The organism is Vibrio caribbeanicus ATCC BAA-2122 (assembly GCF_000165125.1).
GTDB classification, from domain to species: Bacteria; Pseudomonadota; Gammaproteobacteria; order Enterobacterales; family Vibrionaceae; genus Vibrio; species Vibrio caribbeanicus.
In genome coordinates this window covers 30522-55273 of record NZ_AEIU01000111.1, presented here as the reverse complement: position 1 = coordinate 55273, position 24752 = coordinate 30522, and the positions used below count along the sequence as shown (strand labels likewise).

Annotated in this window: 25 protein-coding genes and 1 other RNA gene; 17 read left to right on the top strand and 9 right to left on the bottom strand. The window is 42.1% G+C overall.

Translation table 11 applies throughout. The features are described 5' to 3' along the window. The first annotated feature begins 57 nt into the window (after nt 1-57). The 4 genes from RH40_RS18635 (at nt 58) to RH40_RS18620 (ending at nt 4135) form a co-directional block, all read left to right on the top strand. Nucleotides 58-1020 carry a hypothetical protein gene (locus tag RH40_RS18635; RefSeq protein WP_009603250.1) on the top strand — a complete coding sequence of 321 codons (963 nt, stop codon included), beginning with the start codon at nt 58-60 and terminating at the stop codon, nt 1018-1020. 1 nt (nt 1021) lies between these two features. After that, nucleotides 1022-1435, top strand: a complete 414-nt coding sequence (locus tag RH40_RS18630; RefSeq protein ID WP_039955003.1) for a DUF1240 domain-containing protein — start codon at nt 1022-1024, stop codon at nt 1433-1435. A gap of 802 nt (nt 1436-2237) precedes the next feature. After that, nucleotides 2238-3224 carry a retron St85 family effector protein gene (locus tag RH40_RS18625; RefSeq protein WP_009603248.1) on the top strand — a complete coding sequence of 329 codons (987 nt, stop codon included), beginning with the start codon at nt 2238-2240 and terminating at the stop codon, nt 3222-3224. Next, a complete protein-coding gene (locus RH40_RS18620) occupies nt 3224-4135 on the top strand; it encodes a retron St85 family RNA-directed DNA polymerase (RefSeq protein WP_009603247.1) in 912 nt (303 codons plus the stop codon). Before RH40_RS18625 ends, RH40_RS18620 begins: the two co-directional genes overlap by 1 nt. Before the next feature lie 409 nt (nt 4136-4544). Here the strand turns inward: RH40_RS18620 and RH40_RS18615 are convergent, their stop codons facing one another. From RH40_RS18615 to smpB, 3 genes are all read right to left on the bottom strand, one after another. Beyond that, a complete protein-coding gene (locus RH40_RS18615; RefSeq protein WP_009603246.1) occupies nt 4545-5786 on the bottom strand; it encodes an integrase domain-containing protein in 1242 nt (413 codons plus the stop codon). Nucleotides 5787-5951: 165 nt separating this feature from the next. Next, nucleotides 5952-6318, bottom strand: a transfer-messenger RNA (tmRNA) gene (gene ssrA / locus RH40_RS20480). Nucleotides 6319-6385: 67 nt separating this feature from the next. Continuing rightward, a complete protein-coding gene (smpB, locus tag RH40_RS18610) occupies nt 6386-6871 on the bottom strand; it encodes an SsrA-binding protein SmpB (RefSeq protein ID WP_009603245.1) in 486 nt (161 codons plus the stop codon). A gap of 120 nt (nt 6872-6991) precedes the next feature. On the opposite strand from smpB, the gene RH40_RS18605 reads away from it, so the two are divergent. Both RH40_RS18605 and RH40_RS18600 read left to right on the top strand, forming a co-directional pair. Continuing rightward, on the top strand, nt 6992-7435 hold the full coding sequence (locus RH40_RS18605; RefSeq protein ID WP_009603244.1) for an SRPBCC family protein: 444 nt from the start codon (nt 6992-6994) through the stop codon (nt 7433-7435). After that, on the top strand, nt 7425-7775 hold the full coding sequence (locus RH40_RS18600) for an RnfH family protein (protein WP_009603243.1): 351 nt from the start codon (nt 7425-7427) through the stop codon (nt 7773-7775). The genes RH40_RS18605 and RH40_RS18600 overlap by 11 nt, the downstream gene beginning before the upstream one ends. A gap of 84 nt (nt 7776-7859) precedes the next feature. On the opposite strand, the gene bamE is transcribed toward RH40_RS18600, so the two are convergent. Together bamE and recN are read right to left on the bottom strand one after the other, a co-directional pair. Continuing rightward, nucleotides 7860-8219, bottom strand: a complete 360-nt coding sequence (gene bamE, locus RH40_RS18595) for an outer membrane protein assembly factor BamE (protein WP_009603241.1) — start codon at nt 8217-8219, stop codon at nt 7860-7862. A 169-nt stretch (nt 8220-8388) separates the two neighbouring features. After that, nucleotides 8389-10053, bottom strand: coding sequence for a DNA repair protein RecN (recN, locus tag RH40_RS18585; protein WP_009603240.1), 1665 nt, complete (start codon nt 10051-10053; stop codon nt 8389-8391). A gap of 293 nt (nt 10054-10346) precedes the next feature. On the opposite strand from recN, the gene sodC reads away from it, so the two are divergent. Together sodC and RH40_RS18575 are read left to right on the top strand one after the other, a co-directional pair. Next, the gene (gene sodC / locus RH40_RS18580) at nt 10347-10859 is read left to right on the top strand and encodes a superoxide dismutase family protein (protein WP_009603239.1); all 513 of its coding nucleotides are present in this window, start codon (nt 10347-10349) and stop codon (nt 10857-10859) included. 493 nt (nt 10860-11352) lie between these two features. Next, nucleotides 11353-11886 (top strand): superoxide dismutase family protein, encoded by a 534-nt coding sequence (locus RH40_RS18575; RefSeq protein WP_009603238.1) that lies wholly within the window; start codon nt 11353-11355, stop codon nt 11884-11886. Between the two features lie 60 nt (nt 11887-11946). Here the strand turns inward: RH40_RS18575 and nadK are convergent, their stop codons facing one another. Then, on the bottom strand, nt 11947-12831 hold the full coding sequence (gene nadK, locus RH40_RS18570) for an NAD(+) kinase (protein WP_009603237.1): 885 nt from the start codon (nt 12829-12831) through the stop codon (nt 11947-11949). Nucleotides 12832-12973: 142 nt separating this feature from the next. Here nadK and grpE point away from each other — a divergent pair, with 142 nt between their 5' ends. The 4 genes from grpE to dnaJ all read left to right on the top strand — a co-directional run bounded on the left by grpE (nt 12974) and on the right by dnaJ (nt 18665). After that, complete coding sequence (gene grpE, locus RH40_RS18565) at nt 12974-13570, top strand: nucleotide exchange factor GrpE (protein ID WP_009603236.1); 597 nt, start codon at nt 12974-12976, stop codon at nt 13568-13570. Between the two features lie 256 nt (nt 13571-13826). Beyond that, nucleotides 13827-15098 (top strand): dicarboxylate/amino acid:cation symporter, encoded by a 1272-nt coding sequence (locus RH40_RS18560; RefSeq protein ID WP_009603235.1) that lies wholly within the window; start codon nt 13827-13829, stop codon nt 15096-15098. Nucleotides 15099-15423: 325 nt separating this feature from the next. Continuing rightward, nucleotides 15424-17334 carry a molecular chaperone DnaK gene (dnaK, locus tag RH40_RS18555; protein WP_009603234.1) on the top strand — a complete coding sequence of 637 codons (1911 nt, stop codon included), beginning with the start codon at nt 15424-15426 and terminating at the stop codon, nt 17332-17334. A 188-nt stretch (nt 17335-17522) separates the two neighbouring features. Further along, on the top strand, nt 17523-18665 hold the full coding sequence (gene dnaJ / locus RH40_RS18550; protein WP_009603233.1) for a molecular chaperone DnaJ: 1143 nt from the start codon (nt 17523-17525) through the stop codon (nt 18663-18665). Between the two features lie 35 nt (nt 18666-18700). On the opposite strand, the gene RH40_RS18545 is transcribed toward dnaJ, so the two are convergent. Further along, nucleotides 18701-19132, bottom strand: coding sequence for a type IV pilin protein (locus tag RH40_RS18545; RefSeq protein ID WP_009603232.1), 432 nt, complete (start codon nt 19130-19132; stop codon nt 18701-18703). A 103-nt stretch (nt 19133-19235) separates the two neighbouring features. Here RH40_RS18545 and RH40_RS18540 point away from each other — a divergent pair, with 103 nt between their 5' ends. The 5 genes from RH40_RS18540 to tadA are packed head-to-tail and all read left to right on the top strand — an operon-like array spanning nt 19236 to nt 22616. Further along, a complete protein-coding gene (locus RH40_RS18540; RefSeq protein WP_009603231.1) occupies nt 19236-19745 on the top strand; it encodes a pilus assembly FimT family protein in 510 nt (169 codons plus the stop codon). Next, complete coding sequence (locus RH40_RS20160) at nt 19723-20403, top strand: hypothetical protein (protein ID WP_009603230.1); 681 nt, start codon at nt 19723-19725, stop codon at nt 20401-20403. Before RH40_RS18540 ends, RH40_RS20160 begins: the two co-directional genes overlap by 23 nt. Beyond that, on the top strand, nt 20400-21650 hold the full coding sequence (locus RH40_RS18530; RefSeq protein ID WP_009603229.1) for a hypothetical protein: 1251 nt from the start codon (nt 20400-20402) through the stop codon (nt 21648-21650). Before RH40_RS20160 ends, RH40_RS18530 begins: the two co-directional genes overlap by 4 nt. Next, nucleotides 21640-22062 carry a type IV pilus modification PilV family protein gene (locus tag RH40_RS18525; protein WP_009603228.1) on the top strand — a complete coding sequence of 141 codons (423 nt, stop codon included), beginning with the start codon at nt 21640-21642 and terminating at the stop codon, nt 22060-22062. The genes RH40_RS18530 and RH40_RS18525 overlap by 11 nt, the downstream gene beginning before the upstream one ends. Before the next feature lie 44 nt (nt 22063-22106). Further along, entirely contained in the window at nt 22107-22616 is a 510-nt protein-coding gene (tadA, locus tag RH40_RS18520) for a tRNA adenosine(34) deaminase TadA (protein ID WP_039954999.1), read from the top strand. A gap of 77 nt (nt 22617-22693) precedes the next feature. Here tadA and RH40_RS21195 read toward each other — a convergent pair whose 3' ends face one another. After that, nucleotides 22694-22825, bottom strand: coding sequence for a hypothetical protein (locus RH40_RS21195; RefSeq protein WP_009603226.1), 132 nt, complete (start codon nt 22823-22825; stop codon nt 22694-22696). Between the two features lie 177 nt (nt 22826-23002). Further along, nucleotides 23003-24541, bottom strand: coding sequence for a membrane-bound lytic murein transglycosylase MltF (gene mltF / locus RH40_RS18515; RefSeq protein WP_009603225.1), 1539 nt, complete (start codon nt 24539-24541; stop codon nt 23003-23005). Nucleotides 24542-24752 lie beyond the last annotated feature (211 nt).

The following is a 24752-nucleotide window of genomic DNA, read 5'->3' as shown; positions in this document are numbered from 1 at the left end:
ATGATAACTAACTGAAAATGTTGGTATAATATCTTATTTTGTATTGAGCGGAATTTCATGCGTTACGAATCACTGCCCGTAGTCCCGGGTGCAAGGCAAGAAACCACAAAAGAGAGAGCGGCCCGCCACCAAAAAGAGCGCAGGGCAGAATTGACTTACAATGCGTCTGACGAAAAACGCTGGGCTGAAAATAGAAAGCGCGTTCTGGCTCAACGTAAAATCGAGCAAGCTCATGTCTCGGATAAAGGAAAATTAGCAATAGATCAAAGAGCTTATGATCTTACTTATGGCCTAACAGAGAAAGAGTCGAATGAAGAATTAAGTAGATTAGCTAAGCAATACCAATGGGATACGTCTCAACAAGAGAATATAAGTATCGCAATATTGACTATTGAAGAAGCAAATGAATATTTAGATCTGCTTATTAAAGATACACATGGAGAGCTGTCTTCAGGCAAAGATTACACCGGCATTGGTATGGGTCTAAAAGGCGCTTATGAAGTCGCCAAAGATCTTGGAGGATGGGGAGTGACTGCTAAGGCAGTGAATATCAATGGTGTAATGAATATCGAGATTAAGAACTACAAGCCTCGATATTTAGATTTAGGTATACGTTGGCAAGAAGCTACACCTCAAATGCTTAAAATTGGTCACGCCCTGAATACAGTTAAAGGCAATGTTAGCTTCTTGAAAGGGAACATTTATATAGAGATTGTGTTTAGTGGTGCGGTTAACGCGGTCGACTACATGCTGCATGATGAAAAAACGCTAGGTGAAGTGGTAGGGCAGCTTTCCTCTGATGTGACTAAAGGTGTTGTTGCGGGTGTTGCCGCTCAAGGATTGCTTCTGGCATCCCGAGCAGCAGTAGTGTTACTCTTTGGTTTCTCCTTGCCTGCCGCTGTTGGTTTGGGCTTGTTTGCTTATTCTGCATTTAAGATTGGTGGGTATATTTCCGACTTAGATAATAAATATGAGTTTACCGAACCAATGAAAAAAGTGGTGGAAGATTTAATTGATTAATATGAAAGATCTACTCAAGAAAATTTTGGCTTTGTTATTTTTTATTGCCATAACGCTCTGGTGTGCTTTTGGTGTTTATGATTTCAGCAACTTAGTAAAAAGCGTAGGTATTGAGCCCATAATTAAGGTATCGGGATATTTTAATAATACATCTTCATTTGTGTTGCTTGGTTTCTTTCTACCTTGCATACCTATGGCTCTGCTCAATATATTTTTAAATGTGCAACTACCAAAGCTAACACTCAGGTTAATGTTACTTGGAGCATTGATCTTTGCTGCAATAGGACACTACTTTGACTCTTCACTTAGAGAAGAAATAAGAGATAATGACTATATAGAATGCTCGGTAGACAGGGAAGTGGCTTTGAAATACTCAAGTAGGACCTATGTTCGCTCTCCCGAGACGTGTGATTAATTAACGGTTTAGGTTGTTACTTTTTTCGCTTCAAGCTAGCGTTAGTTTTTGAATGCGCTAGCTCGAAGAATTTGAGATTTGTGACACCTAAAGTTATTGATAAATTTTTAATTTATAGATGTGGCTATAACGCTTTTGGCCAGAGGTGTACTAAGGCGGTGTGTGATACCGAAATGCTCCATTATTGTTCAGCGCAAAAACTCTAATCCTATATTTATACCCTAATTGTTCTTTTGGTGTGTCCTGAATCATTTCTCATAAATGCGTTGGTATACAAGACTAGACAAGTTACAGAGCTAGAAGACTTAGCTAGTTCAACAACAAATATGAACTTATCAGATAATTTAAGATCTCTATTGAAGTAATTTTGAGGATACGGTTCTAAATTTTATATGTTGCTCTAAATGTGCAACTAAAGATGAACTGAATGATCAAATGCCTAGATCCTGTAACTAATGTAAGCTTTTTGTGATGAATGGCAAGAGGTTATTTGCTTTGCAGAATAGCAATGATGTTGACAAAGCTCATAAGGTTGATAATATGCATCCAAGCCCTTAGTTATGAAAGTAAACTCTTACTTTCAAGAAAGGCGTACTGCCTTTCTGTAGCACTCCTGAGGTATTTTGAACTTCGAAAAGTTCAAATTTTCTCAGTGATCTCCTCACTTCGAAAATTTGAATTTTTCGAAGTCAGTTCAAATTCTAAAATATGCTCAGTTGCTTCGCAACTTCACATATTTTAGCCTTCAAACTGGTTGAGTAAGGGCTAATTTCTTTTGCTTATTCAAATGTTGGCGTTAACTATGTCGCTAAAAATCCGTCAGTCTACTTGGTTTGACCATCCAAAATTCCATTCTGCAAAAAAAGTACTCATCGAGCGATTCAAATCACACCAAGGTAGATACCCAAGTGACTATAAACGCTCACTCTTCGGAGGAGCAAAGCTGCCAAGAATCCTATTCATTTGTGGTGGTGACCCAAAGTATTGTGATAATCGAGGAATCATAGAGTCCTATCTAGACAAACATGCACCAGATCTAATGACCTTTCGAGCTGAAAACGCATGGGAAATTATTTCATCCAACCAATCTCAAAACAAAGATGGTTCTATAAATGCTCTAAGACTCGAGGAATGGTTAGCTGACTTTTCTGACGCCGTTATCATACTGGTTGAGTCATATGGAACTGTAGCAGAGCTTGGAGCTTTCTCTATAAGTAGCCGATTACGTTCAAAACTTTTACCTATTCTCGATAAAAATTTTGAAGATGATCTGTCTTTTATAAATACTGGTCCCATTAGCTGGATAAACAATGACTCTCTCTATAAGCCCACAATATATGCTGACTTTGATACCATTTTAACCACTATGCCTTTAATGATGAGTAACCTAAGTAATGGGTTTAAGTCACTAAAGAAGGATAATGATGATAAATTTGGCGATAAAAACTTCTCTCGAAAAGAACTTCTATTTGTTGTAATAATAATCATTACAAGCATCGGTCCAATTGATGAAAAAAACATATATGACATATGCAGGCAATCATTCAAAATCAAAGGAAATGAATCTGAAGTAAAGTTCATTATATCTCTTTGTGTCGCACTAAAAATAATAGAGTCTTTTGATTTCAGAAAAACGAAATTATACACCTGTATTAATTATGAGCGACTGTACAGAAATGAAACAACTACAAACTTGTTAAGTGTCAGCCGACGTCTAAGACTTACCTGTTTATCTAAGCTTTTATATATTGATGAGTTTAAAGAAGCAATTAGTAAGGTAACTAGCTAATGTTATTAGAACTAATTAGTAAGAACACTCTTATTGAAAAAGATCAAGTTTTGGATATAGCTAACAAAGCTAGTACCTTATATGCTAGGTTCACCATACCCAAAAAAGATGGAAGCGAGAGGCTAATATACCAACCTTCGATGGCAATACGTGCTCTACAAAAGGTAGTATATGATGGAGTTTTAGATAAATTACCAGTTCATGATGCATGTTATGCATATCGAAAAGGTAGAGGATTAAAAGAACATGCTAATATTCACAGAAACAGTAAATATCTATTAAGAATTGATCTAAAAGACTTTTTCGAATCTATTACGCGTTCTGATATTGAAAAGTACTGTAATGAATATGTGTCTAAAGTATTCCCTATTTTTAATGAGGGCGACTTCAATCTAATGATTGATATTATTTGTCGAAAAAATACCATTACTATTGGATCTGTAACTTCACCTTCACTCTCTAATTCAATTTGTTATAATCTTGATGAGAAAATAAGCAGGTTATCAGATTCTTATGGTGTTAAGTATACAAGATATGCTGATGATATGTTTTTTTCAACTACTAATAAGAATATCCTTAAAATAATTCAGAAAGAAGTTTCCAGTATAATAAAAAAATTAGATTACCCTAAGTTAACGATTAATAATAAAAAAACCAGGCATTCATCTAAAAAAAATAGAATGAGCGTTACAGGTGTTGTAATAACTGTTGATAAAAAATTATCTATCGGTAGAGATAAAAAAAGATTCATTAGAGGTCAAGTTTACAACTGGAAGAATTTAAGTATAGAGGAAAAGTCATACTTATCTGGTTACTTATCATTCGTGAAGTCGGTAGAGCCATCTTACATAAATAGGTTGTGTGATAAATATAGTTCTCATGTTATTCAAGAAATATTAAGGTTTTCGTAGAATTTAAGAGGCTAAGATTCTACAAGAACTTCATCTAAGTAACTATTCTATCCGGTTAATAACCTTGTGACTAAGAGACTGACTAAAATTTCAGAGTCAAAAGATAAGCGAGTATTCGTCTTTTTATACTCTAAGCCACATGGTCAAGGGCCTAATTGTATTAACTTTGGCGTAGACAGCTTAGATTACCTTGAAATTAGATATTTAGACTTATTTGATGAGCTGAAAAAGTCAATTTAATGAACTCCCATATGACGATGGTTCTTTGAGCAAAGTAATCCGAAAATACCTAAATTAGTAGGCAAACTGATATGAAAATACTCCAAATCTCTTTGAGATTAGACACAGAAAAATGAGACACAAAAAAGAGTAAAGCACCGCCACCAACATCGCTGGTGGCTTATTTCTACTAAAGCACAGCCTTTAACCCTAGTGTACCTGAAATAGAGAGGTTTCCTTTACTTGCTTCTTCAATATGCTCACTCCACCAGCTCATCATGGAAATGCGTCTTTTTAAATAATCAGTACGGTTATAGGCGCTGCGAACCTGGTTATCATCAACGTGAGCAAGCGCAGCCTCAATTAAATCAGCTTCAAAACCTTGCTCATTGAGCGTTGTACTCGCTAGAGAGCGCATGCCATGACTAACAAGCCTTCCTGCAAACCCCATGCGCTTGAGTGCCATATTTGCAGTTTGGCTATTACACGGCTTTTTTGGATCGCGATCTGAAGGAAATATAAATTCGCGATGGCCGCTTATCGGCTCCATTACAGCTAACAGCTCCAGCGTTTGCTCTGTAAGCGGAATTCGGTGTTCTCTGCGTTTTTTCATTCGCTCTGCTGGGATGGTCCATATCTTTTCATCCCAATCAATTTCTTCCCACTTCGCACCAGAGGCCTCACTTGGACGTGTCATTGTGTGAAGCTGAAACTCTAGAAGGCACCTCGTTGTGCGCTTAATGTTTGCATTAGCAATGGCTCTCATAAGTTCGGGTAATTCAGCTGGCTTAAGCGCGGCCATATTTTCTTTCTTAGGCTTTTTGAACGCGGCTCGTATACCAGTCAGAGGGTTTGCCTGAATAAACCCGCAGTTGGTTGCAAAGTTCATGATCTCATTAAGCCTCTGAGATAATCGCTTAACTGTTTCTAGGCTGCCTTTCGCTTCGATAGGCCTCAGAAGTTCAATCACTTGTGGAGCGGTAATGTCTTTAACTGGTATTTTGGATAGGCTAGGGAAGATATGCCGTTCAAGCGAGCGCCAAATATCAACGGCATAATCGGGTGTAACGTCATCTTTTTTTATGTCGAACCACTCTTTAGCCACGTTGATAAAAGTATGCTGGTGGACAGCTTGATGTTCTTTCTGCTGGCGCTTACGTTCTTCTTGTGGGTCAATACCCTGTGCAAGTAACTCCTTGGCCTCTAATGCAGCTTTTCGTGCATTGGATAGAGATAAATCTGGGTATTTACCAAGACTCAGGTTGGCTCGTTTGCGAGAAACGGGGCGACAGTAATTCATTATCCATAGTTTAGAGCCGTTAGGCTTCACTCTGAGACGCAGCCCGTCACCATCGAAAAGGTTGTATTCTTTGTCGCTTGGCTTTGCAGATTTGATCTCTTTGTCGGATAAACGAGTGGTTGTTTTTGCCATAATAGGTACACCATATTGAGCTCTTTAGAGCAGTGTACCCATTAGTGTACCTTTAATGCAAAGATGCACTAGAATGCTATTAGACGTTAAAACACACTAAGTTATTGATTTTTCGTTGTTGATGGCATAAAAAAAGACGCCCTAGGACGTCTTAATTCATTGATTTGGTGGAGCTGGCGGGAGTTGAACCCGCGTCCAAAAATCATTCATCATTGGTACTACATGCTTAGTCGATCTTTAAATTCACCAAGTACCTGCGAACCGACACGCCAGTAAGTGACTATCCTGAATTAAACTTCGCCGTTCATCTCTCAGGCGGGAGAATCCGGGCTAGCGCGTTTGGGTTTGATCTCTCGTTATTCCCCGTCTTACGTGCGGAAGCTAGGGCGAGAGAGCTCTTAGCAGGTTATTAAGCTGCTAGTGCGTAAGTTTCGTCGTTTGCGACTATTTTTTTGCGGCTTTTTACGTGGCCAACCGCCCCACGGCATGCACCTCAGACTGCAAAATTCCTGTCGAATCCTAAATCAGCCCCAAAGTGTTCTTCGCATATTACCAGAAAAGTGAACCCTGTCTAGCGTTGTGCGTTTAAGTGGTTATTATTAACGCAGTGAGCTCTTCATCACACGCGCTTTTTCTCGTGCCCAATCTTTTTCTTTAAGATCAGTACGTTTGTCGTGCAGCTTCTTACCCTTAGCAACACCGATTTTCATTTTGACCCATGAACGTGACCAATACAGAGATAGAGCAGCGAGCGTCATCCCTTCACGATTAATGCGTCCGAGTAAGTTGTCTAACTCGCGGCGACTCAAAAGCAGTTTGCGCACGCGTGTTGGGTTAGCAACAACATGAGTAGATGCTTGATTTAAAGGAGTGATCGTCATTCCACTGACAAAAGCTTCACCGTCACGCATAAAGACATAACTTTCTGCGATATTCGCTTTCCCCTGACGAAGTGACTTTACTTCCCAGCCTTGTAGCTCCATTCCAGCTTCAATTTCATCATCGATAAAATATTCGTGGCGAGCCTTTTTGTTGAGAGCGATGGTATTGCTACCCGCTTTTTGTTTTGATTTTTTCTTAGCCATAATGGCGTATTATACGGTGACAAACTCGGTTAGCAACTCTCTTTATTTGCACTTATGAAAAATAAAAGTAAAATAGGGGGCATACCCGCTAAACATGGGTATTGGTAAAGAGGTATCAGTATGAAGCAAGTGAGTCGTTCTGCTCTCGTGTCATTCAGTGCAGAGCAGATGTTCAATCTGGTTAATGATGTGGCTAGCTACCCCGAGTTCTTGCCGGGCTGTTCCGGTTCGCGCGTGATTGAATCAAGCACTGGTGCAATGGTTGCATCGGTTGATGTTGCCAAGGCTGGTATCAGCAAAACCTTTACTACGTCCAACGAGTTAAAAGATGGTGAGTCCATCATCATGAATCTCGTCGACGGTCCCTTCAAATCGCTTAAAGGCGCGTGGTCTTTTACTCCCCTTGATGACAAAGCATGTAAAGTTGAACTTAAGCTGGAATTTGAATTCTCCAGTAAGATGATTGAGCTTGCCTTTGGTAAAGTGTTTAACGAGTTGACCAGTAATATGGTGAACGCGTTCAGTAGTCGTGCAAAGCAAGTCTATCCAGCTTATGAGTTCTGAGCCTGAAATGATTCACGTGGAAGTGGTTTATGCGCTTCCACAAGAACAAAGAGTGTTTAACTTGGTCGTCAGCAGTGAAATGACGGTGGAGGAGATCATTCAGCAATCCGGTATCTTAACCCTGTATCCAGAGATTGATTTAAGTCGCAACAAGGTCGGTGTGTTTAGCCGCAACGTAAAGTTAGACGCAACCGTTGAAAACCGCGACCGCATCGAAATCTATCGCCCACTTCTAGCGGATCCAAAAGACATCCGGCGCAAGCGTGCAGAGCAAGCCAAAGCAGAAGGCTCCGCTGATCCGGTTACGGGTGGAAAAATGAGTCCTGTGCGTAAGTCATGAGAGTGAATGGGTGAATCAAGAATTTTCAAATTGGGTTGGCTTAGGGTCAACCCAATTTTTTAATAAATTATCGATTTTTATGGACTAGTTGATGCTTTTGAAAAAGTCTTTACTCGGTGGGAAATCCCCTGTGATATCGACCAATTGTCCTTTGTCGTTAAAGTTGGCGATAAGATTTTTCTGTATTGGGTCATCATGCCCATCCGTGTGATGGTAGATGTAATACCAAACATCAGGATAGCCATTTTCAACCAGCATTGGCGAGCCCATAACATAACGGACTTGCTCTTTCGTCATACCAAATTTTAACTTATCGACTTCACCTTGTTCAATGTAGTTACCTTGATTGATATCAATACGATAAACCAATTTTTCTAATGTTGAGCAGCCTGTAAGCATGCCAAGAGCGAGTGGTACAGCGATAAGCCACTTTTTTAATTGCATAGTAAAGTTCTTGTAACAGATAACGTTAAACCTCGCGCGATAATAAACAAGCTTGGCACTAAAGTAAAAAACTCAGAGCATTTTGAGTTAATTCAGACCATGAATTTTGAGTTTAGTTGCAAACTTGTGGCAAAAGAGCAGCAAAAAGTGCTCATTGATGGTCTTTCGTTTAGGCTGCAACCAACAACTCTTTAGCGTTCGCCAAAGTGGATGCCGTGATTTCACTGCCACCAAGAAGCCTTGCCAGCTCTCCAACTCGCTGTTCATTATCTAAGCGGTGCATTTGGGTTTCTGTTTTCCCACCTTTGGTCTGTTTCGCCACAAAGAGTTGCTGGTGACCACAGCCTGCGACTTGAGGTAAATGAGTAACGCACATTACTTGAGTGGACTCGCCAAGTTTGCGCAGCATCTTACCTACAACGGCGGCAGTTGGGCCACTGATCCCAACATCCACTTCATCGAAGATCAGGCTTGGGGTATCGACTTTTTGCGCGGTAATCACTTGAATCGCGAGTGAGATACGAGAGAGCTCTCCTCCAGAGGCGACCTTAGCAATGGGCTGCATTGGTTGACCTGGGTTGGTTGAGACGACAAAACAAACCGTATCAATACCCAGCGGAGAAGGGTGAGAAGAGGCTTTATCGACCTCGATGCAGAACTGAGCTTTTTCCATGCTTAACTCATGCATACTCTCAGTGATTAGCTTGTTGAGTTCTTTGGCATAGCGACAGCGTGATTTATGCAGTTTTTCAGCAGAGGTCAGGAAACCTTGATAGTGCTCCTCAACCTGTTGCTTAAGTTCTTCGAGCTTTTCATCCGAACAATCTAAGGCAGTAATTTGCTCGAGTAACTCTTGATGATGCTGGTAGAGCTCACAGGGCAGTACATGATGTTTGCGAGCCATGGACATCACTTTCGAAAAACGTTCTTCAACAAACATCATACGCTCAGGGTCGACATCAATATTATCGAGATAGCCGCGCAATTCACTGTTGGCTTCTTCTAATTGGATCATTGCCTCAGCAAGCATATTCGGTAGCTCGACAAGTTTACTGTCCATTTCAGCCAGTTGTGTTAGGGACTGACTGGCCGATTGGAGAATACCAAGCGCATTAACTTCTTCACCTTCGTAAATAAGTTCGATGGCTTGTTGGCAAGAGGAGGCAAGTTCTCCGCTGTTGGACAATCGTTTGTGTTCTTGTTCGAGTTGCTCATATTCTTCCTCACCAAGAGAGAGTTCATTCAGCTCTTTTATCTGGTATTCAAGAAGTTGCTTTTGCGCAAGATTGGCAGCGCTGTTTTCTTGAAGTTGCTTTAAATGGTTGTCCGCCTGGCGCCAGTTTTGGTAAGTGTTTCTGGTGCGCTTAAGCAGATTATGGTGGCCTGCGTATTGATCGAGCATGGCCATTTGGTGATCGCTCCTCATTAACTGGTGGTGAGCGTGTTGGCCATGAATGTTGATCAATAGTTGACCAAGTGCTTTCAGTTGTGAAAGAGGAACAGGACTACCATTGATAAAGGCACGGGAGCGGCCCTCTTTACTGATAATTCGGCGCAAAATACAGTCAGTACCTTCAAGCAAGTCATTGTCTTCAAGCCAGCGTGTTGCATTGATATTGTTATCCAGAGAAAAAGCGGCACTGACTTCGGTTTTCTCTTCGCCTTGCCGAACCATACTTGCTTCAGCTCGGCCACCTAAACACAACCCGAGCGCATCGATAGCAATAGACTTACCAGCACCAGTTTCTCCGGTAATGGTGGTCATTCCTTTGGAAAGGTCGAGTTGCAAGGACTTTACAATCGCAAAATTATTAACGCTTAGATGAGCCAGCATTTTAACACCTGTTTAAATTAACAATACTGTATATGAAGACAGTATATACTGTTTCTTTATACAGTAAAGTGGTGCTTAACAAAAAAATGATTTTTTTTGTTAACTCAGTGAACGACTTTTATTAACAGTATTCTCTTTGATAGGGAACATCTTTCTGATTAATTGAAAATTATGATAAGGGTTGTGGTTGGATTTAGGGTATAGTCTTCTAGACTAAGGAATAGCATTGTCAATAATTGGCAGTGGGGTAGGGACACAGTTACATATCGTTAACTATAAGTGGATACCATCCTATGATAAAAACACAGATTCTCACACTGGCCGCTCTTTTTTCTGTCGGCGCATTTGCAAAACCAGTGACCGTTGAAATGGTTGATTTGGGCTCAAACCAAGTGGTTGGTGATGTTACCATTACGCAAAGCGAATATGGCACGGTCTTCACGCCGAATCTAAAAGGTTTACCTGCAGGGGTTCATGGCTTTCACATTCATGAAAATGCATCTTGTGACAGCGCGGTAAAAAACGGTAAGACCGTTCTCGGCGGTGCAGCTGGTGGCCACTACGACCCACAAGGTACAGGTCAACACGGAACGCCATGGTCTGATGATAACCACCTAGGTGATTTACCTGCGTTGTATGTTGATGCCAGTGGTGTTGCGCAGCAGCCAGTTTTAGCGCCTAGAGTTAAACTTTCTGACGTAGCGAACCGAGCACTAATGATTCACGCTGGTGGTGATAACCACTCTGATCACCCAGCGAAACTCGGTGGTGGCGGCGCAAGAATTGTTTGTGGCGTGATCAAATAATCATCTCAAACTTTTGAGTTTTGGATAGTAAGGTCTGATGGGTAACCATCAGGCCTTTTTTTAAACACACGGTGATTTGGTGTTTGATTTAGACTTCCAGACCAAAATTATGTTGTTTTGCATACAGGCAAGCCATTTTCTTTGAATCTTACACCTCAGGGTGATTCGGGTAACGAACAGCAGGACTTACCACCCAAAACGCGACGTTATCGGTTTAAAATGTCGATGGGTTGGCTAAAAAATAAGCACTTGGTTTTCTTTACATGGTGACGTTATTTGTAGCGAAAAGCAGTTTTTCAGACGTGACAACAACGAGTTATAAAAAACAGTGTTCTTCTTGAAAAAAAGATAACAAACAAAAATGAAAAATAGTGTTAGGGGTTTTTCATAGATTTGAGTTACAGTGCCAGCCAATACAGGATGATAACGTCAATAATTGGCAAAGAGGTAGGGACACAGTTACCTATAGATAACGAAAGGTGAATATCATCCTATGATAAAAAAACAGATTCTCACACTAGCGATTCTTTTTTCTGTTGGAGCGTTTGCAAAACCAGTAACCGTTGAAATGGTGGATTTGGGATCTAACCAAGTTGTTGGTACTGTTACCATTACGAAAAGTGAGTACGGAGCAGTCTTCACACCTGATTTAAAAGGTCTACCCGCAGGGGTTCATGGCTTTCATCTTCACGAGAATGCATCTTGTGACAGTGTTGTAAAAAATGCTAAGACCATCCTTGGTGGTGCGGCCGGCGGTCACTATGATCCAAAAGGCACAGATCAACATGGAACGCCATGGTCTGACGACAATCACCTAGGAGACTTGCCTGCATTGTATGTTGATGCCAGTGGTACTGCGACTCAGCCAGTCTTAGCACCAAGGGTTGAGCTTTCTAAGCCAAGGACAAAAAGTTCAGATGTGACCAACCGAGCGCTGATGATTCACGCTGGTGGTGATAACCACTCTGATCACCCGGCGAGACTCGGTGGTGGCGGCGCAAGAATTGTTTGTGGCGTGATAAAATAATCATCTCAAACTTTTGAGTTTTGGATAGTAAGGTCTGATGGGTAACCATCAGGCCTTTTTTTAAAACAGACGACTAGACCAGCCAAGTTTATTACGCAGAACGTGGTAGTAGTTGTAATCTTTAGGGTGGATAAGGTGGAGCGTATTTGGGCTTTGATAAATATGAACCTCATCTCCCGGAGAGACAGGTAAAGAGACTTGACCATCGCAGCTGACCTCTTGAGTTCCACGATTGTCTGGAGAAACGACTAGCTTAATGCGTCTTTTGCTGTCGACAACCAGAGGTCGGCTCGACAATGTATGTGGAAACATGGGGACTAACGAAATCGCATTCAGGCTTGGTGATAAGATTGGACCGCCTCCCGAGAGTGAATAAGCCGTGGAGCCTGTTGGTGTCGAAACAATTAAACCATCAGCTCGTAACGAAAAGGCAAAGCTCTCATCAATATAGACCTCAAATTCGATCATATGAGCAACTTGTCCAGGGTGGAGCACCGTCTCGTTTAGGGCGGCATTTTGGCTTTTAACTTGTCCATGTCGATGAACTTCGGCTTCAAGTAGAAAACGTTCTTCTTCGATGTATTCACCTTTAAGCACAGACATTAGCGGTTGTTTAAAGTTTTCCGGATCCAAGTCGGTTAAAAAGCCTAAATTTCCTCGATTCACCCCGATAACGGATATTTTAAAACGTGATAATACCCGAGCAGCACCGAGCATATTCCCATCTCCTCCAACCACAATGGCTAGATCGGCAATTTTGCCAAGCTCAATGAGGCTAGCAAAGGCGTCTTGCGGAATATCGTCGCAAATGTCTGCCAAACGGTCGTCAAGATAAACATCATAACCTTCACTTTTTAGCCAATGATATAGCTCTTTATGGGTTGTTATGGCTTTCTGATCTCGTGGTTTTCCAACGATGGCGATCACTTCAAAAGGTTTTTTCATAGTTTTTCCATACCCGTTAGGCTTGAATCGACAATCTTCATCCCCATAATAATGGCAAGTTAACTAATTTTGCGAATTTTTGTGTATCCTAATGCCATAAACGTGAGGTATTGAGGAAGGATGGAGAGACTCTGGAGATATCATGAGCACTGAAGAAAACAAAATCAAAGAAGAAGAACTACAGCAGCAGGCTGAACAAGAGGCAGAAGTTGTAGGTACTGATGCTGATATCGAATGGAACGAAGAAACCGAACTCGATGAGCAAGAGGGTAAAGTTGCCCAGTTAGAAGCGGCGTTATTGACTAGTGAAGCAAAGGTACAAGAGCAACAGGACTCAGTACTGCGTGCTAAGGCAGAAGTTGAAAATATGCGTCGTCGTACAGAAGGCGAGATCGATAAGGCGCGTAAATACGCGTTGAATAAGTTTGCAGAAGAGCTGCTACCTGTTATTGATAACCTAGAACGCGCGATTCAAGCTGCAGATACTGATAATGAAGCCACTAAACCTTTGTTGGAAGGTGTGGAATTAACGCATAAAACTTTTGTCGATACCGTATCTAAGTTTGGCCTTAAAGAAATCAACCCTGAGGGTGAAACATTTAACCCTGAGATGCACCAAGCAATGTCGATTCAGGAAAGTCCTGATCACGAACCCAACACGGTAATGTTTGTGATGCAAAAAGGATACGAGCTCAATGGCCGTGTTATCCGCCCTGCAATGGTTATGGTTGCAAAATAACCCACCGATTAAGTTAGCAAAGAGAGGCTTCGGCCTCTCTTTTTTTATCAACAGAAATCCATTATTGCTTCAGTGAATTATTTTTTGTTTGTTTTATGAGCTAAAAGATATCTCTATTGATACCCTATTAACAATATCGTAAACAAACTCTTTATTTCGCAACCTTTGTGTGTATTATGTGCGACCTGCGCCGAAAAAATGAGCGCAATTGACTATATAAACATAAATTAAAAACACAACATTCTGGAGATGAATGATGGATAAATCGCTTTCAAGCAAGATATTTGTAGGCTTGTTTGCTGGTCTACTGATTGGGACCGCGATCCAGTACTTATTTAGTGACATAGCCCTATTTGATACTTACCTTCTCGGTGCCGCCGAGGGTGCCGGAGGCATGTTTGTATCTTTAATCAAACTTCTCGTTGTACCTTTGGTATACGTGTCTATCGTCTGTGGTATCGTCGACTTAAAGGACATAGGTTCCTTTGGACGCCTTGGTGGTAAAACTTTTGCTCTTTACATCTTTAATACCATTATTGCTATTTCTGCCGCTCTGACCGTTGGTGTTATTTTCCAACCTGGCTCAGATGCGCATCTAGCAGGCACGGTATCTGAAACCATTAAACTGACGACAACTGAAACGCCTGACATATTCTCTTTGGTAGTGAATATCGTTCCAAGTAACCCAGTACAAGCTTTTGCAAGTGGTGATATGCTACAGATCATCTTCATGGCAATTCTGACGGGGTTAGCAATCCAAGCATTGGATTCGCGCGGTGGTCCAGCGATTCGCACCTTCAAGATGGCCAATGAAATCATGATGAAGCTTGTTGGCTTGGTTATGAGTTTGGCACCTTATGGTGTATTTGCTCTTATGATTCAATTGGGTGCAACTCTTGATGCCAACACGCTTATGTCGGTTGCTGGTTATGTTGCTTTGGTTGTCTCAATGTTGGTCTTCTGGATATTTGTTTTCTATCCAACGGCAGTCGGTATTGCAACGGGCACATCACCAAAAGTGTTCTTGAGAGCAATCCGTGAGCAAATTCTCTTCTCACTGTCGACAGCAAGCTCTAATGCGACAATTCCAGTGACGATGCGTACTCTGACAGAGAAACTTCACGTTTCTAAGTCAGTTGCCGGTTTCGGTGTTCCATTAGGTGCGACGATGAACATGTCTGGAGTATCGATATACATCGCGCTTGCCACTATTTTCGTTGCTAATGCTTTCGGCCAGCCAATTAATACAGCAGATATCTTTACGCTTGGTTTGACTATCTTGCTTCTTTCTATCGGTGCTGGTGGTGTTCCAGGTGGCGGTGTGGTTATGGTTGGTGTTCTTCTTCACCAATTGGGCTTGCCACCAGAAGGCTTGGCGATTATCGCTGCTGTAGACCGTATCAATGATATGTTCTGTACGTCTTCTAACGTTGTTGGCGATACGGCTGTGAATACTATCGTTGCAAAAAGTGAAGGTGAAATCGGCAAAGAAGCGGATTCGCCGAATGCTGAGACAGCGAAAGCTTAATGCATCATTAATTCAATAAAACGAGGCGATTTGCCTCGTTTTTTATTTTAACGAGAGAAATATTTTATTGTAGTAATCTGATATTAGGAGACTTTCTTAATTTCCCTTGCAACGACCGCCATAAATTCCTACCGATAAAAATACTGAAAAAATTATCATTTTTTTTATGTTAGCCCTTGAAAACCTATTTCCAGCCCTTATCTATGGTGCATAGACAAACAAACATCATTATTTTTGTTTGTGAGCTAGGGTTGAAACCCTATTCTCCACCCCCATATAGGGGTTATAGCAAAACGAAAATAGAAATTTATTCGGAGATAGCCTGATGGGTAAAATCATTGGTATTGACTTAGGTACTACTAACTCATGTGTTGCTGTATTAGACGGCGATAAGCCACGCGTTATTGAAAACGCCGAGGGCGAGCGTACTACAGCATCAGTAATTGCATATACAGATGGTGAGACATTAGTTGGTCAACCAGCGAAACGTCAAGCGGTTACAAACCCAACCAACACCCTATTTGCAATCAAACGTCTGATTGGCCGTCGTTTTGAAGACGAAGAAGTACAGCGTGATATTGAAATCATGCCTTACAAAATTGTAAAAGCAGACAATGGCGATGCTTGGGTTGAAGCGCAAGGCCAGCAAATGGCAGCTCCTCAGGTTTCTGCTGAAATCTTGAAAAAGATGAAGAAAACGGCAGAAGACTTCCTAGGTGAGGAAGTAACTGGCGCAGTAATCACGGTTCCTGCTTACTTCAACGATGCTCAGCGTCAAGCAACAAAAGATGCGGGTCGTATCGCAGGTCTTGAAGTAAAACGTATCATCAACGAACCAACAGCAGCAGCTCTGGCTTATGGTTTAGATAAGAAAGGCGGCGACCGCACTATCGCAGTTTACGACCTTGGTGGTGGTACATTCGATATCTCAATCATTGAGATTGATGAAGTCGAAGGCGAGAAGACCTTTGAAGTTCTAGCGACTAACGGTGATACTCACCTTGGTGGTGAAGACTTTGATACTCGTTTGATCAACTACTTGGTTGATGAATTTAAGAAAGAGCAAGGCATCGATCTTAAGAACGATCCTCTAGCAATGCAACGTGTTAAAGAAGCTGCAGAAAAAGCGAAGATTGAGCTTTCTTCTACTTCTCAAACAGACGTTAACCTACCTTATGTGACAGCGGATGCAACAGGTCCTAAGCACATGAATGTTAAGGTTACTCGTGCGAAACTAGAATCTTTGGTTGAAGATCTTGTTCAACGCTCTCTAGAGCCGTTAAAAGTTGCTCTTGCGGATGCTGACTTGTCAGTTGGTGACATCACTGATGTTATTCTTGTTGGTGGTCAGACTCGTATGCCAATGGTTCAGTCTAAAGTTGCTGAGTTCTTCGGTAAAGAAGCTCGTAAAGATGTGAACCCAGATGAAGCTGTTGCAATGGGTGCTGCTGTTCAAGGTGGTGTTCTTGCTGGTGACGTGAAGGATGTTCTTCTTCTTGACGTAACCCCTCTATCTCTCGGTATCGAGACAATGGGCGGCGTTATGACTAAGTTGGTTGAGAAAAATACGACGATTCCAACTAAAGCGAATCAAGTATTCTCTACTGCTGAAGACAACCAGAATGCGGTAACTATCCATGTGTTGCAAGGTGAGCGTAAGCAAGCGATGCATAACAAATCTCTTGGTCAATTCAACCTTGAGGGCATTCAAGCTGCACCTCGTGGTATGCCTCAAATCGAAGTCACGTTTGACCTTGACGCGGATGGTATCTTGCACGTATCTGCAAAAGATAAGCAGACTGGTAAAGAGCAGAAGATTACAATCCAAGCTTCAGGCGGTCTAAGCGACGATGAAATCGAGAAAATGGTTCAAGAAGCTGAAGCAAACAAAGAAGCGGACAAAAAGTTCGAAGAGCTTGCAGCAGCACGTAACCAAGCTGACCAAATGATTCACGGTACTCGTAAGCAAGTTGAAGAAGCAGGTGATGCACTTCCAGCAGACGAAAAAGAGAAAATCGAAGCAGCGATTACTGAACTAGAAGAAGCGCGTAAGGGCGAAGATAAAGAAGCCATTGATGCGAAAGTTCAAGCTCTAATGGCAGCGTCTCAAAAGCTAATGGAAATCGCTCAGCAACAAGCTCAAGCTCAGCAGGGCGCTGAAGGTGGCGAGCAAGCTAAACAGCAAGATGATGTTGTTGATGCAGAGTTTGAAGAAGTTCAAGACGAGAAAAAATAAGTCTCGATACTGATTAAACAACCGATTATGCGGGCGTTTGAGGAGACTCACACGCCCGTATGTTTGTCATTTAGACTGTCAGTCTAGATAAATATTCTCAAGACTTGAGTGTTTATCTAGGATGATATAAACCATAAATGACGCCCAAGTTGGCGGTCATTTGCAGTACTACATTGGTGACGAAAAACATGTCTAAACGTGATTTTTATGAAGTACTTGGCGTAAGCCGAGATGCATCAGAGCGCGATATTAAAAAGGCGTATAAACGCCTAGCAATGAAATACCACCCAGATAGAAATCAGGGTGATGACAGCGCTGCAGAGCAATTTAAAGAAGTAAAAGAAGCGTACGAAATTCTACTCGACCCTCAAAAGAAGGCAGCTTATGACCAATATGGCCACGCAGCATTTGAGCAAGGTGGCATGGGCGGCGGCGGCTTTGGTGGCGGCGGTGCTGATTTCGGTGACATTTTTGGTGATGTATTCGGTGATATTTTTGGTGGTGGCCGACGTGGTGGTGGCGGCCAACGTGTTCAACGAGGTGCCGACCTTCGTTACAACATGGAACTGACGCTAGAAGAAGCCGTTCGCGGCGTATCGAAAGAAATCGAAGTTCCAACTTTGGTTCATTGTGATACATGTGATGGGAGCGGTGCGAAAAAAGGCACCAGTGCGGAGACGTGTGGAACGTGTCATGGTCACGGCCAAGTTCAAATGCGCCAAGGTTTCTTTGCGGTTCAGCAAACCTGTCCAACCTGTCACGGTCAAGGCAAGATAATCAAAGATCCATGTAATGTATGTCATGGACAAGGACGCAAGCAGAAGACTAAAACCTTGAGCGTAAAAATCCCAGCAGGAGTTGATACGGGTGACCGTATTCGCCTATCTGGTGAGGGTGAAGCTGGAGAAATGGGCGCGCCAGCAGGTGACCTATATGTTCAGGTACATGTGAAAGAGCATCATATCTTCGAGCGTGATGGTAATAACCTATACTGTGAGGTTCCTGTTAGCTTTGCGATGGCAGCATTGGGTGGCGAAGTAGAAGTTCCAACACTTGATGGACGTGTCAATTTGAAAGTGCCTACAGAAACCCAAACTGGTCGTATGTTCCGCATGCGTGGCAAAGGGGTTAAAGGCGTACGCGGTGGTGGCGTTGGTGATCTTATTGTCAAACTTGTTGTGGAAACCCCAGTTAAGCTAAGTGCTCGTCAAAAAGAGTTACTAAAAGAGTTTGAGGAATCTTGCGGTGGTGATGCGGCAACAAAGCATAAACCGAAGTCTGAAGGCTTTTTTAATGGTGTCAAAAAATTCTTTGATGATCTGACTAGCTAATTCATTTCTAAAGCCTGCAATTTGCAGGCTTTTTTCTACCAGCAATGCTCTGGAAAAGTCTCTCCCCGATGATTAAGGCTTAAATACTGATAAGACTCTCCCGAGCAGTGGTCGTTGAGTTGTTCGCCTTTTGCCTGAGCAACAATGGAATAGCCGTATTCCTTTACCAAAATCGATAGCGCAAATCTCTCCGGTTCAGTTTTACATAGATGGCAAATGCCATCAGCTCCGATAAGAGTGTTTGATATCGCTAGATAGCTATTTTGATGATGCTGCTCTAGCTCCAATTGCAGTTGAGTCAAATCACTCATCACCGACATTCGATGTGCTTTAAGAATATAACTTTGATAATTTGGGTACATAAGAGCGGCGAGAATGATGAGGATTAAAACAGTGCAGACTACTTCGATCAGGGTCACTTTATTAATTTGTTTTAATGTTGCTCGATAGTATTTTTCCATAAACATATCTAACCCCTCCTAGATTTCCAGTTCACTATTTTCATTAGCTGATATCTTGTATGCAAGCTATTAAAAACATTGCATTTAAGTTTTCAAAAGGAAGTGGGAAATGGCTCGCGGTCTGTCTCTATTAGAGTTGGTTATCATTATCGCTATTGTTAGTCTAATTATTTCCTTGTCTTTACCCAACTTACAGTTTTTGTATACCAGTACTAAGATGAGGGCGTTAGCGAGCGAATTAACAAGTTTTCTGTTATTTGCGCGTTCGGAAGCCATTTGGCGCAATCGAATTTTATGGATTCATCTTACTCATATTTCCCCACCTTCGTTAAAAAGTAAGTCTGCTCTTGTATTGACCGAATCTGAGAAGCGGGGACAAGGCGAGACTTTACGTGAGTTTGATATGGAGCGATTTACTGGGCTGACTTTTGAGTGGAATTATACTGCGGACAAACTCTATTTTACTGGCTACCGTGGCCGAGTAAAATCCGGCAGCTTTTATTTCTATCCTGTTCAGCATCCCAATAATAAGCTGCGTCTAACCACCTCTTTTGGCGGCAATAGAGTCATGATATGTGGTTTGGGAGCGTCGTTTTATGGCTATCCAAAGTGTCGTTAATCCCTCTCAAAAAGGTGCCGTGTTATTAGAGTTACTGATCAGTTCTTTGCTTTCTGTGGGGGTGATTGGAAGCTTGACATTATTATTGGTTTCGAGCCTAAAAGTGGGAACCAATCGTGCACATAACCTAGTGTTAGTGGAGAGCGTTTCTAGTGTGGTGCAACAGATTAAACAGGATGTGCAAAGGGCGGGTTATGGATCTGGCAGAGAAGGGAGAGCGACGCTTGCCGGGATAGCAGATACGGTTTATGTCGACAAGCACCTTTTGGCCTACCGTTATTGGGTTAAAGAAGAGCAAGCGTATCGCCATGTTGTTTTTAAATGGCAACAAACTGAAGGTCGACAACGAATTAATAATGAGCAAAGCATTAACAGTGGGGAAAGAACAAATAATGGACAGTTACTGATTTGTGAAAAAATGTCCCAGTCTGCTCTAACACTTGACCAAGCGAAACGCTCAGGAAGAATGGGAAATTGTTTTAACCTCTTTGATCCGAACCAAGTTGGAATTTATGAGTTTGAGCTTGCCGCTATTCCTTATACCGAGAGTTCGGTGTCTCAACAGCTTGTTTCAATGTCAATTTCCAGCTATCTCGTGTCCAATCCTAAGATTAAATATGACGTCAACACGCTTGTTTTTATCAGGAATAGCGAATGATGAGGCGGTACTTTCATGTCCAAGGTATGGCGACTTTAATGATGACCATGATGGTTACTTTTGTCATGGTAATGGTGAGTTTTGCTACTTTTAAAGCATCGCTTTACCAGATGAAACGCGCTCAGAATTTCATTAAATTGCGTCAGTCACATTGGCGCGCGGAGGGTGCGATAGAATGTCTGTACGCTTATTTACAGCAGCATACTTTTTCTGCATTTGAACAACATACAAGGTTTGACAAGATCATCTCAGATAGCCAATGCCTAACCAGCCTAGTGTCGACTCAACTTGACGTGAGTCAGGAGCCGGATGGCAGAGGGTTGATTCATGCGAAAGATAATGCTTACAACATCAGCAGACGTTTTCATTATGGGCCTAAAGTCGGAGAGGGAGTCATAGTGTTGAATGCCAAGGCGCACTTTATTGGGCAGGTAGAATTTATGCCAGACACCTTGAGGTACCCCCGACAATCGGGTTTATTTCCGTGTGTAAGTGTTCGTTTTCTGGACGAGGTGAAGTATTCACAAGGAGGAAGGCCCTCTGCTCAGTTGTTAACTCAGCAACCTGCTGTTAATGGTCCATATCCGCAGTTTGAAGGGGAATGTACGTCCAGCCACAGGACGACATTGCGCCAACATGATTCTACTCAAAACCCTCAGCACGGATTTGCAAAAGATTTTGTCCAAGATCTCACCATAAGTCCTTTTTCGTCGTATTTTTTACAAGCAAAAAGTCCCTCAAGTATTCGTCAATTGAAGCGTCAGTTTCGGCTGGTAAATATTACCAACCTTGAGCAGGCGCACCAGTGTGCGTCGATAATCAATCGCCTGATATCATTGGGTTACTCTCGTGTATGGGTGAATGGACATTGCCTTATTGATAGCCCGATATCTTCCTATAAGCCGATTTCACTGGTTGTGGAAGGAGGCATATTCGCCGCGATAGGTGAACATGAATTTATTGGTTCTATGTTTTATTTAATCGACACCACGATAGCCCAAAATAGAACGCTTAATGAAGTCTGGAAAAGCGTGCGTTTTTACCCACAAATCAAGGCCGACCTCTCAGACAAGACCGTTTATTTTTCAGAGGGGCATTTCGCTCCAAAAGGTGGCATATATATCGATGCGTTAGGAGTTGAGGCGGTATTTAAGGACATTGGGGTGTTTGAGTATCGGGCGAGTGCCCATCCTTTTGAGCGGTCAAAAGTGCTCGAGTGGCAACCAGGGGGCTGGTTTGCGTTTTAGGTATGAGGGCTTTACTCTCATTGAAGTACAAGTGTCTATTGTTGTAATGAGTATTGCTATTTTTGCTCTGATAAACATGCAGACCTTTATTGAACAAAGAGGAGAACTTGCCATACAAGAAGTTGAGGCTTTTCACTTGATTGAGGATAAGCTTGAAATATGGCGAGCTAGTCGGATAGCTTCCTCAACACATTTTGATGCGTTGGGGATAACAACGGGTGAGGATACTTCTTTTCCTCCTTTTCATTTGGTTTGGCAGATCAATGAGCCGTTCTTATCAGTAAAAGAGATCATCATATCAGCGCAATGGCTTGATCGAAAAGGTCAAACTCACACTGTCAGCGCACGCACAATGCTATCAGTGTATGCTGATCACGAAGCGGATTTAACTAGCGACTTTGGCTATCACTAGGTACACTTCGCTATTATATCGATACAACATATTTTGGTGTTTTTTTGTCTGATTCTAAATTTACCCCACAAGATGAACATTTTATGCGCCGGGCAATTGAACTTGCGCACAAAGCAGAACAGGAAGGTGAGGTTCCAGTGGGGGCATTATTGGTCAAAGATGGGGAGATCATTGCTGAGGGATGGAATCGTTCTATCAGCACTCATGATGCAACGGCCCACGCTGAGATCGAGGTGCTACGCAAAGCGGGGAAGATCTTGGAAAACTATCGTCTCAACGATACGACGCTTTATGTCACGCTAGAGCCTTGTCCAATGTGTGCTGGTGCTTTACTTCATAGTCGCGTAAAACGGATTGTGTTTGGTGCATTTGATAAAAAAACCGGAGCGGCGGGCAGTGTACTGAATTTGTTTGAACACCAAGCTGCGTACCATTATGCTGACATTGAAAAAGGAGTTCTTGAACATCAATGTCGGACTCAACTACAGAGTTTTTTTAAGCGCCGCCGAGAAGAGCAGCGAGAGAAAAAGAGTCAATCAAAAAACAAAGCATGATGCTTTAGTTGGTTTAGAGGTAGTGCAAACACCTTCTTATACGGATTATATAGAGAAAGTGTTTGCGAAGTAATGCTTTATTGAGAGATAAGTTGCATAAAGGCACGGTGGCGTGCGATGACTTTCTTTTTATTATTACTCAACATGCGCTTACGTCGATTGGCTGCGACTGTCTTGTTGAGTCGTTTTGAGCGCATTTTACGTTTCATTATTACCTAACTCATTAATTTATTTATTTTATTCAATACCTTATCAAAGGCTTTGATAAGTTTCAAAGCCTAAAATGTTTTGGAACACTAAAAGTAGTGAAATGACTTCAACGAGGATATGAGGTCATTTCGGGGAATTTCAAGTCAGAGACCTAGGTTCCTCGAAGTCATTGAGTGTTAGGGGTTTTGAGTTCGATGGCTCTGCACATCAGGAATCGGCACACTGTCATCGTTTGACTCTTGCATTGTTTCTATAACCGGAGGAGATATCACCTCTATATCGTCCATGCTGGTGTCATCATTTTTTGCTACACGACTTTCAATGTGGCCGATAATACTGTGATAGTAACGGCGAATACTTTCTACGTAATTTCGTGCTTCGTCTCCGCGTGCGTATCCATACCGAGTATTAATGTGGTATTTCGCTTGCCGAAGAAGGGGAAGTCTATCTTTCACATCAGCCCAAGAGTCAGGATTGCCTCCTTGTTGTTTGGTTAGTCTTCTTGCGTCCATAACGTGTCCATAGCCGACATTATAAGACGCAAGAGCAAACCAAATCTTTTCATGCTGATTAATAGAGTCTGGTATGCGTTTTACCATTCTGCGCAGATACTCAACCCCACCTCTGACAGACTGTTCCGGATCAAGGCGACTTTTTACTCCGACACTTTTTGCAGTAGGGAGTGTCAACATCATCATACCTCGGACACCTGTCGGAGATTTGGCTTTGGGATTCCAATGGGATTCTTGATAAGCCAATGCGGCTACCAGTCTCCAATCAAATTCATTTGAGTATTTTTTAAATAATGGTTCCCACATAGGAAGTGTCGTACCTAAAGCACGTATGAACGCTCGAGTATCAACATAATCAAAGCTACCAATGTGACCTATGTACTTCTCCTCCAAAGAGGCGAGTTGGCCTGATTGTTTTATTCCGCCAAAGAATTCGATCAAGAGCCCATAAAGACTTTCGTCTTGAGAGCGGCGCAAGAACCAAGAGATGGGTTGGTCTTCTGTAAGCTCAAATGCAATCGCGATATCAGGATAAATACGTTGAGATAAAGAGACTTCAACGGAGTCGGCAACAGTAAATCTTAATTCACCTTGGGAGACAGATTTTAAAAGATCGTTCACGTCTGCATCTTGAGTGATATGATAGGAAAACTCAGGATACTTGTTTTGAATATCACTTAAGGTACTGTCAAACTGCGGATCACTGACGACACTTAATATTGCTTGTCCTTGGTTTTTTTCAATAAGACCAGCTTGATTCTTCAGGTAATGTAAAATACTGCGTGGCCGCCAGTTCCCTTTCTTGTACACCATTTGTTGGCTCACATAGTAATACGCGGGCCCAGGCCTAAATGCAGATACTCGCTCCGGTGACTGAGTAAGCCCAGCCGCAATAATATCGATATCTCCCTTTCTCAGAGCAGGATACAGGCTAGATACTCGATAAGCAGGTTTCATTTCTAGTTGAACACCCAACTGATTAGCAAACTCACGTGCCAGTTCATAATCAAGACCCGCAGGGCCATTGGGACCAATGTAGTAGGAAAGCTGATTATTTAACGTGCCCACACGAAGAATGCCGCGTTCTTTAATCCTATCAAGCTCACTCTTAGGTTGTGATTCAATTTGACAGCCTGATAGAAAGATAGCACCGAACAGTGCTAGACAGAGCCATTTACCATACATTAGTGGGTGTTTATTCATTCGCGTTTTTTCTCACATATCTAACGGAGCAGTTATATCAGAGTGTTGCCAGAAGGCAAAGCCTCTCAGCATCAATGATAGAGAAACTTAATAAGTTTAGTATTTCTGCGCGATTTCAAACTTGGAGAAAAAAATGACGCAAACGGTTGCTTTTGGTGTTACATCACAAATTTATTTGCTTTATAATGCGCTCGCAGATGAAGAGGTGAGA